The organism is Bacillus sp. LR_5, assembly GCF_042709275.1.
The window spans coordinates 1-11938 of the sequence record NZ_JAVAXX010000205.1; the positions used below are offsets into that span (position 1 = coordinate 1).

At 43.5% G+C, this 11938-nt stretch carries 10 protein-coding genes; all 10 read right to left on the reverse strand.

The annotated features are described in order from the left end of the window. Window positions 1-92, reverse strand: a 92-nt coding sequence (locus tag RAC86_RS27685; RefSeq protein WP_377886243.1) for a hypothetical protein, incomplete at its 3' end; no start/stop codon positions are given. A 60-nt stretch (window positions 93-152) separates the two neighbouring features. Next, window positions 153-1508: a UDP-N-acetylmuramoyl-L-alanine--D-glutamate ligase gene (murD, locus tag RAC86_RS27690; protein WP_029726512.1), complete on the reverse strand. Its 1356-nt coding sequence runs from the start codon at window positions 1506-1508 to the stop codon at window positions 153-155. Then, a complete protein-coding gene (gene mraY, locus RAC86_RS27695; protein WP_003232192.1) occupies window positions 1509-2483 on the reverse strand; it encodes a phospho-N-acetylmuramoyl-pentapeptide-transferase in 975 nt (324 codons plus the stop codon). Between the two features lie 111 nt (window positions 2484-2594). Further along, a complete protein-coding gene (locus RAC86_RS27700; RefSeq protein WP_046664176.1) occupies window positions 2595-4079 on the reverse strand; it encodes a UDP-N-acetylmuramoyl-L-alanyl-D-glutamate--2,6-diaminopimelate ligase in 1485 nt (494 codons plus the stop codon). 175 nt (window positions 4080-4254) lie between these two features. Continuing rightward, window positions 4255-6195 (reverse strand): stage V sporulation protein D, encoded by a 1941-nt coding sequence (locus tag RAC86_RS27705; protein WP_003245048.1) that lies wholly within the window; start codon window positions 6193-6195, stop codon window positions 4255-4257. A gap of 116 nt (window positions 6196-6311) precedes the next feature. Beyond that, window positions 6312-8453, reverse strand: a complete 2142-nt coding sequence (pbpB, locus tag RAC86_RS27710; RefSeq protein WP_029726513.1) for a penicillin-binding protein 2B — start codon at window positions 8451-8453, stop codon at window positions 6312-6314. Between the two features lie 5 nt (window positions 8454-8458). Further along, window positions 8459-8812, reverse strand: coding sequence for a cell division protein FtsL (ftsL, locus tag RAC86_RS27715; RefSeq protein WP_003232200.1), 354 nt, complete (start codon window positions 8810-8812; stop codon window positions 8459-8461). A gap of 39 nt (window positions 8813-8851) precedes the next feature. Then, the gene (rsmH, locus tag RAC86_RS27720) at window positions 8852-9787 is read right to left on the reverse strand and encodes a 16S rRNA (cytosine(1402)-N(4))-methyltransferase RsmH (protein ID WP_014479723.1); all 936 of its coding nucleotides are present in this window, start codon (window positions 9785-9787) and stop codon (window positions 8852-8854) included. 69 nt (window positions 9788-9856) lie between these two features. Continuing rightward, window positions 9857-10288, reverse strand: coding sequence for a division/cell wall cluster transcriptional repressor MraZ (gene mraZ, locus RAC86_RS27725; protein ID WP_003221402.1), 432 nt, complete (start codon window positions 10286-10288; stop codon window positions 9857-9859). A gap of 125 nt (window positions 10289-10413) precedes the next feature. Next, the coding region (bshC, locus tag RAC86_RS27730) for a bacillithiol biosynthesis cysteine-adding enzyme BshC (protein ID WP_377886242.1) at window positions 10414-11938 on the reverse strand (1525 nt) is incomplete at its 5' end.

Below are 11938 nucleotides of genomic sequence, written 5' to 3' on the forward strand. Positions count from 1 at the left end.
CTCGCACTGTACACCATAATTAATCCGATTGTTAATAATAATAACGTAATGATGACCAATAACAAATCAGGCGATGTTTTTTTAGTAGTCAAAGCAATCGACACCCCAAGCTTAAAGTCATTAGGGCTGCCGATTTACTTCAAGACAAGCCCTTACTTAAGCATATGCACGGCATCTATAAACATGTCACCGCGTTCTTCAAATGTTTTGAATTGATCCCAGCTCGCACACGCGGGTGACAGCAGGATGACATCTCCTTCATTTGAGAGCGCAAACGCCGCAGATACTGCTTGTTCAACATTATCGACACGTTTGACATGTTGTATTCCCAGTTCATTGCCGAGTTTCTCGAGTTTTGGCGCCGTCTGGCCAAATGTAAGCACTGCTTTGACATGCTTCATATAAGGTTTCAAGTCATCAAAACCATTTCCGCGATCCAGTCCGCCCGCAAGCAGAATGACCGGCTTATCAAAAGCTGAAAGCGCCTTGCTTGTCGCCAGAATGTTTGTTGCTTTACTGTCGTTATAAAATTTGCGGCCATTCACAGTTGTGACATATTGGAGGCGGTGCTTCACACCAGTAAAGCTTGTCAGCACCTTTTTAACCGCCTCATTGGATGCTCCTGCCGTTTTCACAACTGCAATAGCTGCTAAAATGTTCTCCAGGTTATGAGCACCGGGCAGTACAACCTCTTCCAGAGGAAGAATGGCTTCGCCGTTAAACATAATCATACTGTCTTTTACATATGCGCCCTGTTCAAGCGTTTTGCTGACTGAAAACGGGACGATTTCGGCTTTTCCGGCTTCAGCAAGACGCACGACGGTTTCATCATCCTGGTTGACAATAGCTTTATCTGAAGCAGTCTGATGAAGGTATACTTTCTGTTTCGCTTTTTCATAGTTTTCGCGCGTATGGTGATAATCCAGATGGGCGTCAAATACATTTAAAATCAGGCTGATTTCCGGTCTGAAAGCGTGTGTTCCCATCAGCTGAAACGAAGACAGTTCAGTAACGATCCATTCATCTCCATCAGCATGATAGGCAACCTCACTTGCGACTGTGCCGATGTTTCCGGCAATCAGTGCTTTTTGCGAGCCAGCTTTGAGCATTTCGTAAATTAGCGTTGTCGTGGTCGTTTTACCGTTCGATCCGGTAATCCCGATAAACTTGGCGCTGGTCAGGTAGTAAGCGAGCTCAATTTCCGTCCAAACCGGAATGCCTCTTTTCTCCGCTTCCTGAACCATAATATTTTCATAAGGAATTCCCGGGTTTTTGATCAGAATCGTGATTTGATGCTGATCGAACAGAGAAACTGGATGCTCTCCGCAAACAACTTCGATTCCTTTTTCAGAAAGCTTTTGTGCCGGTTCATTTTCTTCAAAAGGCTTTTGGTCATTGACTGCAACATAAATGCCTTTTTCATGAAGAATGGAGGCCGCCGCATATCCGCTTTTCGCAAGCCCAAGGATTAAAAAATGCTGTTTCTGTAAAAATTGATCATTTTCCACTTATAACCACACCTCGATGTAAATTCCTAAAACGGCAAGCAAAAGTCCCGCAGCCCAAAACGTCACGACTACTCTCCATTCAGACCAGCCGACAAGCTCATAATGGTGATGAAGCGGACTCATTTTAAAGATTCGTTTACCTGTCGTTTTAAAGCTGATGACCTGCAAAATAACAGATAATGTCTCGATAACGAATACACCGCCGATGATAACCAGCAGGATCTCTAATTTCGTTAAAATGGCAATGGTAACGATTGCTCCTCCCAATGCAAGCGATCCCGTATCTCCCATAAAAACTTTGGCCGGATGAGCATTAAATACAAGGAAGCCCAGAACTGCACCGACAACGGCAACTGAGAAAATCGCTACGTCATATTGAGACTGATTCCATGCCAGAATGGCAAAGGCGCCAAAGGCAATCGCCGCAGTACCGGATAATAACCCGTCAAGGCCGTCAGTCAGGTTAACTGCGTTTGATCCGCCGACAAGCATAAAGAGCACAAGGATAAAGTAAGCCCAGCCAAGATCAAATGATAAGTCAGTTCCAGGAATGCGAATATCCGTCGCAAAATTGTAGTAATGATACACGGCGTAAAATACAACTGCAATAATAATTTGTCCGATCAGCTTTTGCTTTGATGTCAATCCAAGATTGCGCTTCATGACAACCTTGATGTAATCATCTAAAAAGCCAAGCAAACCGTAGCCTAGCGTAACAAACAGAAGCAGCACCATTTCGGGGCTTATTTCTGAAAACTTCTGTGTCATAACAATTGTTGTCACTATGATAGAAAGTATGATCATGACCCCGCCCATTGTCGGTGTCCCTGATTTTTTCTGATGTGATTTCGGTCCTTCTTCTCTAATACTCTGGCCGAATTTTAATCTTCTTAAAAACGGAATAAGAATCGGAGAGAGCAGAACACTAATTAAAAACCCCATTAAAATTGTAAACAGAATGACTTGCTCAAGCATTGTCCTTTTCTCCTCCTGTTTCTTTCAAACGACATACGTAGTTATCATATTCATGATTTTTTTCCATATGAAAAATCTTTTCAAGCTCCATTATTCAGTAACATCTCTTTCCTATGAATTCGTCTTATTCTTATTGAGTTCAACAATGGCTCTCGCCGCTACTTCAGCATCATCAAAATCGAAAGTTTCATTTCCGATCTGCTGATAGGTTTCATGTCCTTTTCCGGCAATGAGGACAACGTCGCCTTTTTTGGCATTGGCAATTGCGAAAAAGATCGCCTGCTCGCGGTTTGCAATACTGTGATAGTATGCGTTCTCTACTCCGGCTTCCATATCTCTTAAAATCGCGCGAGGATCTTCGCTTCTCGGGTTATCTGACGTGAAAATCGGCTCGTCAGCCAGCTCCACAGCAATTTTAGCCATTTTCGGGCGCTTCGTCTTATCTCTGTCTCCTCCGCAGCCGACAACGACAAATAGCTTTCCTTCCGTCATGTCTCTGCATGTCTCCAGCACATTTTCAAGGCTGTCCGGTGTGTGCGCGTAGTCTACAATGACAGGAAACTCCTGCTGCTGATTGACCAATTCAAAACGGCCTCTTACACCATGCAATTCTTCAACAGCCTCAGTGATGATTTCAAACGGTATGCCTGCTGCAATACATGTCGCAACAGCGGCCAGCACGTTATACACATTAAATTGTCCGACGAGAGACATCGTGATGTGCTTCGTGCCTTTGTTTGTCACGAGATCAAAGCTTGTGCCCTGTGCAGTGATACTGATGTTCTTCGCCATCACATCAGCATCGTTTTTAATTCCGTATGTAGAGATATGCGCAGCTGTTACCTTTTCAAAATAAACGCTCGCCTCATCGTCAGCATTCAGGACGGCACGCTTTGGATGTTCATGGTTGAAAGCCCCGCCAAGTTGGGAAAAGAGCAAGCTTTTTGCATGCCGGTACTCATCCATCGTTTTATGATAGTCCAGATGGTCCTGTGTTAAATTCGTAAACACGGCAATATCATAATCACAGCCATGGACGCGTCCTAAAGACAAAGCGTGGGAAGAAACCTCCATGATTGCAGTGTCAACGTGCTTGTCATTCATTTTCTTAAACGTTTTCTGCAGCGTGACGCTTTCCGGAGTCGTGTTTTTAACAGGAAGTGTTTCGTCTCCGATTTTCATATACATTGTACCGATCAAGCCTGTGCGTTTTCCCGCTTTTTTCAGAATCTCATCGACCATGTGGGTCGTTGATGTTTTGCCGTTTGTCCCTGTTATCCCAATCAGCTGAAGCTTCTTCGTCGGCTGTCCGTAAAACGCATCAGACAAAACGCTGAGCGCGCGAAGTGACTGCCGGACAATAATAACAGGAACATTCACATCGACCTCTCTTTCTGCCACAATAGCCGCTGCACCGTTTTCTACTGCTTTTTGCGCAAAATCGTGGCCATCCACCGTATACCCTTTTACACATACAAAAAGACTCCCTTTCTTTACTTCCCTGGAGTCCATCTCAATTGAAGTTATTTCAGGGTCTTGTGAGTCGTTTACAGAAGGTTCGGTTGTTAAGTATGTAAGCAGCTTTGTAAGTTTCATCGTATCAAACCTCTCAACATTCTAATTCGTTCTTTTTATCATTGAAGTCACATCAAATGATGTGGTAATGATTTTAAGCATACAGTTCATATTTTAGCGTAAATAAAAGGATACATCCAGCTAATCTTGAAAGATATCAGCATTTTTTCTGCAATAAAAGAATAGGCAGCCCGAATCAATCGGCTGCCTCCTTTTCATCTTCTTCAGTCAAATACACGCGTATCTTTGAGCCTTCTTTTACTTTCGTTCCGGCAGCTGGCGATTGTTTAACGATTTTGCTCCCTTTCCCGGAAGCATCCACATTGAGATTCACCAATAGTGACTCAAGATCTGAGACAGACATCCCTACAACATTCGGAACTTCTATTGTTTTTGTGTCGTTCCATTGGTATTTTTTCTCGATTTGATTTTTCCGGGGCTTCACACCAAGTTCCGGCAGACTGTCTCTCATAATATTTCCGACAATAGGCGCTGCCACCGTTCCGCCAAACTGAATCGTGCCTTTCGGGTTATCCACCGCAACGTAGACGACTAGACTCGGATCATCAGCTGGCGCGAAACCGATAAATGATACAATATGGTTGTTTTCAAGATATTTTCCATCTTTAACCTTTTGTGCAGTTCCAGTTTTTCCTCCGACACGATATCCTTCTACAAATGCATTGCGGCCGGTTCCTTCTGCGACGACGCTTTCTAGAGCATAGCGGATTTGTTTGGATGTTTCCTCAGAAATGACTTGTTTCTTTGCGATTGGTGATTGTTTTTTGACCGTTTTCTTCGTAACAGGATCGATCCATTCCTTTGCAATATAAGGTGTATAGAGCGTTCCTCCGTTTACAGCGGCGGATACTGCTGCAACTTGCTGAATCGGCGTGACGGATACTCCCTGTCCGAAAGCCGTAGTTGCTTGCTCCACCGGGCCCACTCTCTCAAGCGGGAATAAGATGCCTGTTCCCTCGCCTTGGAGATCAATCCCCGTTTTTTGTCCAAAACCAAAGTCTTTGATATATTTGAAAAGCTTTTCCTTTCCTAAGCGCTCGCCTAATTCAACAAACCCCGGGTTGCAGGAGTTCTGCACAACTTCCAGATACGTCTGCAGCCCGTGCCCGCCTCTTTTCCAGCACCGCAGTCTCGCTCCGTCCACTTCAGCATGCCCTTTATCATAAAATTGATCCCGTTTCAAATTTACTTTTTGCTCTTCAAGGGCTGCTGCAAGTGTAATAATTTTAAAGGTAGATCCCGGTTCATACGTGCTCCATACTGGCAGATTTCGATTGTAGACGGACGGATCAACAGATTGGTAATCAGCAGGGTCGAAGTCAGGCCTGCTAGACATCCCCAAAATTTCTCCGTTTTTCGGATTCATGGCTACGGCAATCATGCCGTCCGGATGATATTTGGCCTCAGCGTTATCAAGCTCTCTTTCCATTATCGTCTGAACCTTTGAATCAACTGTCAGCTTCATATCAAGCCCATCCTTAGGCGGCGTATAGTCATCCGCTTCATCAGGCATCTTCTTCCCCTTGGCATCTGTATAAAACTTAACAGAACCTTTTTCCCCTTTTAAATCATCGTCGTAATAGGCTTCAAGTCCAAGGAGCCCTTGGTTGTCAATTCCTGCAAATCCAAGCACATGAGATAAAAAGCTGCCGAACGGGTAATGACGGATACTGTCCTCCGCAACATACACACCTTTTAAATCAAGCGCTTTGATTTCTTTCGCCTTCTCATTTGAAATTTTTCTCCCTTCAGGAGTGATCTTTTCGATTGACGCTTTTTTTGTCACATGTTTATATACTTTTTCTTCTGACATATTGAGCACCGCCGCAAGCTGCTTGCTCGTTTTCATCGGATTCTGAACTTGGCGTGGCACGACGAATACGGTCGGCGCACTTTTATTTGTTGCGAGCTTCACACCATTCCGATCCAGAATCTCGCCTCTCTCCGGCTCAAACGGCAAGTTACGGCTCCAGGAATCTTTCGCCAGCGAAGTCAGTTTTTCGCCCATCACAAACTGAACATACCCCAGCCTTGTATCAATGATCAGAAACACGATCACGCCAAAAAGCAAAACAAATAATAAACGTTTTCTAACCGTTACATTCGAGACGCGCAAGAGACCGTTCACTCCTTATTTAGGCTTGTTTCATTTTATGCCTGAAATTGGACAGGTAGAACGATGCTCCTCTGAAGGCATAAAAAAAGAAAGCCTGCATAACGCAAGCTTTCTTTTTAATCAGGATTTTTAAACTTAACCTTGATTACGGTTTTGTCTTTGATTTCTTTGTCTTTCTTAACACTTTGGCTGACAGCGTAGCCTTGCCCGTTTACTTCAATATGAATTCCCGCGAGCTCGCCGTACTGCAGAACCTCTCTTCTCGACCAGCCTGTCATATCAGGCATTTTGATTTTGCCGCCCGTTTTCAGGAAGACCTTTTGATTGGTGAGAACTTCCTCATCCGCTTTCGGATACTGTTCTTTTACAGCGACATCACTGCCGATGACAATTGGTGTGAGATTCTCCTCTTTTGCTTTCTTTTGAGCAGCAGCTACCGTTTGATCTGTTAAATCAGGCATTGTCTGCGCTTTTGTTTCTTCCTTATCTGAGTCAGATTTTTCAGTTGGTTCAATGTTCAGGTAGTGCAGGCTATTTTTCATTGTTGGGTTGAAGATTTCAGATACTGGTTCTGAACTGCTCTGACCTGCTTTTAGCTGCGGCTGCTGTACAGCAACATAAATTAAAAGCTCAGGATCATCTTTTGGTGCCATACCCATAAACGAAAAGATATAGTTATCTGTGCCGTCTAAATATCCGCCTTTACCGGCTATTTGCGCAGTACCTGTTTTCCCGGCAACATCAAAACCTTCGATTTTATAAGCTTGCCCTGTTCCGATCTTCGATGTAACGACTTCTCCCAATATATCCCGCACCTTTTTCGCAGTACTTGCAGAAATTGGAGTTCCGGCTGATTCCGGCTTATTTTGATAAATAGTTTTATCTTTATCTGGGTCAACGATATGGTCAATGACATAAGGTTTCATCATTTTGCCGTCATTTGCAATTGCTGTCGCGGCCTGAAGCTGCTGAATTGGTGTGACCGCAGACGCTTGTCCGTATGCAGTTGACGCCTTATCAAATTCATATTTAAAGTTGATTTTACTGGAGACTTCTCCTGGCAAATCAATACCTGTTTTCTGGTAAAAATTGAACTTGTGCAAATATTGATTGAGACGGTCATATCCCAGCTTTTCTTTCGCCAGTTTCGCAAAAGCGACATTCGATGACCTTAGGACGCCGTCATGATATGTTGTCGGACCCCAGCCAACACCGTTATTGTGATCCCTAACAGGTGCTCCGCCAACTTCAAACGTACCTGATTTGTATTGTTCGTTCGCATTAAACACGTTTTCCTGCATCGCAGCAGCGAGTGTAAAGATCTTCATCGTTGATCCGGGTTCATACGCATATGAAATCAAATCATTATAGTAGTTTGTCACATCGCGCTTGTTCGGATCAAAGCTTGGTCGCTGTCCCATGGCAAGGACTTTGCCTGTTTTCGGATCGACAACTGCGGCCATGATTTTTTTCGGATTATACTTTTGCGCTACTTTTGTCATGCTGTCTTCCAAAAAGGTTTGAATTTTCTGGTCAATGGTTAAATATACATTGTCACCATTTTTTGGCGCTGTAATTTTATTTTTGCTGTTCGGGAGCTCCCAGCCGGATTTGTCGCTTTCATATGTCACATATCCGTCGCGCTCCTTCAAATACTTATCCAGCACTTTTTCTAATCCCATCGCGCCGGAAATTTCATTTGTTTCTTCATCAACCTCGGCATAGCCGATTAAATTGGATGCGAAAATACCATTTGGATAGTAGCGTTTTGTATCCCGCAAAAATGAAATGCCCGGGAGTTTCATTTTTTCAATTTTTTGCTTTTGTGAATACGTAATATCCCGGCCAGCTGATCCAAACTCGACTTGTTTTGCATCTTTATTTAAGATATCAAGGATGTCGGCCTTGTCCAAGTTTATCACTTTAGACAATGCTTCTGCCGTTTTTTCTTTGTTTACAACATGCTGAGGATGCTTGACATCAGTGGTCATTTTTTTATCGAGAATCGCAATCAGTTTATACGTCGCTGTGTCCTCTGCAATGACTTTTCCTTTTCGGTCTAAAATCGAGCCGCGGCTCGCTTCGATGGTCCGTTTCTTTTCATGCTGCTCTGTCGCTTTTGTCGCAAGCACTTCGCCATTCGCTTTTCCGGTTATTTGAATATATGCCATTCTCCCCAGGATGACAAAGAAAAAGAGAGCGAAACAAATACTTAGAATCGCTGCTCCTCTATTCATAAATTTATTCTTTTTTGGCATTTGAATCATTCCTGTATGTTTTTCACTTTTTTATCTTTTAAATTCAAGCCGTTCTTTTTCGCAATGTCCATAATGCGCTGCGGTTTGCTTAAATCAGCAACGCTTTTTTCGAGGTCACCAATTTGCTTATTTTCGGATGAAATTTGCTCCTCAAGCTTTTGCACCTCAATATTGGTTTGATATGCCGCATACGCCTTCGATACGATCAAAAGCGATACGCTGAGCACCGCCGCAGCAAAGAGGACAAGAAGCACTTTTTCTCCGAGAGTAATGGAAGCCCTTTTCTTGACAATCACTTTTTTCTCAGGACTGATCGCATGCCGCTGCTGTTTCTCTGGTTGGTAAGCTAAATTGCTCATAGGCTGATGACCTCCTTTTAATTTTGCGTTCGCGTTTCGTTATTTTCTTTTTTCAGCAATCCGAAGCTTGGCAGAACGAGCCCGGTTGTTCTCTTCAAGCTCTTCTTGAGATGCCGTAATCGGTTTTCGTGTGATGAGCTTCAGCTCCGGTTCAAACTCTTCCGGTATAACAGGAAGCCCCGGAGGAAGTTCCGGAAGCGACGACTTTTCTTTAAAAGTTGTTTTGCAAATTCTGTCTTCTAGCGAGTGGAAGGTAATGACCGATACCCTGCCCCCTGGCTTCAGAACCTCAATTGCCTGCTCCAAAGCTTCTTCAAACACCCTAAGTTCATCGTTTACGGCAATTCTGATTGCCTGAAACACGCGTTTAGCGGGATGTCCGCCGCTCCTTCTCGCTGGAGCGGGAATCGCGTCTTTTATTAGATCGACCAGTTGGCCCGTAGTTTGAATAGGAGACTTCATTCTTGCCTCCTCAATTTTTCTGGCGATCTGTTTACTGAACTTCTCTTCTCCGTATTTAAAGAAAATACGGACGAGATCCTCATAGCGCCACTCATTAACGACTTCTTTCGCCGAAAGCGTAGCCGACTGGTCCATCCTCATGTCCAACGGTGCGTCATGATGGTAACTGAATCCGCGCTCCGGTGTATCCAGCTGCGGAGAGGACACCCCTAAATCAAATAAAATACCGTCTACTTCTGTAATGCCTTGTTCATTCAAACATTCTTTTAAATACCTGAAATTGCTTTTAATCAGAATGAGCTGTCCTTTATAATCGGACAACACTTCTTTAGCATGCTGTAATGCCGTATCATCTTGGTCAAAAGCGATTAAACGCCCCTTCTCGGATAACTGCTGCAATAAGTATGTACTATGCCCAGCTCCGCCGAGTGTGCAGTCTACATATGTACCGTCTGGTTTAATATTAAGTCCGTCTACGGTTTCACGAAGAAGTACTGTCTTGTGTTGAAACATATTGTGTTGGTCCCACCTTTTATCAGGATGAATTGAAATTGTTTTTAGAATGTTATACACGAAGAATCATTATATATCAAACCCAATCATGTTTTCAGCAATTTCAGCAAATGAATCTTCTTGCTCTTCTGTGTATTGTTCCCAAATTACTTTACTCCACAATTCAATTCGATTAGAAACCCCGATAACAACACATTCTTTTTCCAGTTTGGCGTAATTCAATAGAGATGATGCAATATTTACCCTGCCTTGCTTGTCCAGTTCGCATTCAGTCGCCCCTGAAAAGAAGAAACGGGTAAACGCGCGGGCATCTTTCTTTGTGAGAGGAAGAGCTTTTAGTTTTTCTTCAATTTGTTTCCATTCGTGCATAGGGTAGCCGAAGAGACATTGGTCAAGTCCTCTAGTCAGCACAAATTGCTCACCTAGGCCTTCTCTGAATTTAGCGGGTACGATCATGCGGCCTTTCGCATCGATGGTATGCTGATATTCACCCATAAACATGATCTCTTGCCCCACTTTCTCTCCTCAACTCACCACTATTCACCACTTCGCTCCACAACTTCATTTTACACTGTTTACCCATAAAAAAAAACCCTGAACTAGTCAGGGTTCTTTAAAACTTTATTTCAAAGTTTGACAACTTGATGTTGATTTTGAAAAGAAAATGGCAGATTCTTGAATGTCGTGAAGAATTTTGGACCGTACCTGTTCAAATAATACATGATATTCCAAATCCGTTCTTGCGGCGCAAGAAGCGGCTTAATGCTATTTTGAATTCTTTCATAATCCTTCAAGACGTAGCCTTCTTTTTCTTCAATTCGCTTCGTCACCGTGCGCTCTAAGAATTGAAGCTGATCCTGAATAAAAGCGGCATTTTTCAGGAGTAAAGGTTCCATGCTTTGATCAACCTTTAACGCCTCCTGCCGGACCGTTTTGTGAATCGCTTCAATTTGGCTTTTCGCCTGATCCATCACCGCCGTAAACTCTTCCGGAATCTGGCGCTCGAAGTATGTCTCTCTTTGATTCTCCGTTCCGCTCTCAATCGCGTCTTGTAACGAGATATTCCGTTCAGCCAGTTTTTTCTCAATATGCCGCTCAAGTATCGTAATGTTCAGCCTTGGCATGACAGGAGGCATTTTGAAGCCCATCACCGCAAAAGCCTGTTTGAGCTCGCCCCAATAGTTGATTTCTCCAGGCCCTGCAATAAATGCTAAAGTCGGAATGAGAAATTCCTGCATTAACGGTCTCGTTACAACATTGTTGCTGAAACGCTCTGGATGTTCTTCCATATGTGTATGAAGTTCATCCATCGTCCATCCTAGATCAAGCTCTTTGATGACAAATCGGCCGTTATCTTTTTCAATTAAAAAACGCTCTTCTTCGTATTCATAAAACAGATTCGCCTGCTCTTTTCCGGACTCGATAATCGGTTTGTAGCCTGCTTGACGCATGAAGGCCTGCTGATCTGATACAGCCCGGGCGAGTTCATCATTTTCTCGAAGAATCTTTTGGAACATGGCCGTTTCCAGCTTTTTAATCCCCGGATCCCCAGAATTTAATAAAACTAAGCCCTCTTCTTGGAACAAATCCGCGATCAGCAGTTCAAAGAAGTCAGTAAACGTAACAGATTCCCTTAAACATCGTTTCACATTGTCGAGAAGTGTATTCGTATGGTCTGTTTCTTCAAAAGCGGCAAAAACATCATCTATCCACGCGGCACACTTTTCCTGATCAAGCGATGTGCTCGCTGCTGATGATTTCTTCCAATAAGACTGAGGCAGCTTTTTTTTCACAGGCCCATTCTCTTCAGATGTGTGAACAAAATTAATCTCATCCAAATCGTGGTCTTCTCCAGCCACCCAGAAGATTGGTATGACAGGCACTTGCAGTTCCTTTTCTTGTTGCTTTGCTAAAACAATGATTGAAATGATTTTATGTATGGTGTAAAGCGGTCCTGTTAAAAGTCCTGCCTGCTGTCCGCCGACTACAGCGGCACTTGACGGGTCCTTCAGCTTCTCAATAGCAGACTGCATCGCACTTGAACCGAATTTATTATGGTAAGAGGTTAAGTACGCCGCCAATTCCTCTCTTGCGAAAAACCGGGAAGATAAGTCTTCCAGTCTTTCTCGCCACATGTCCTTATGATGAATA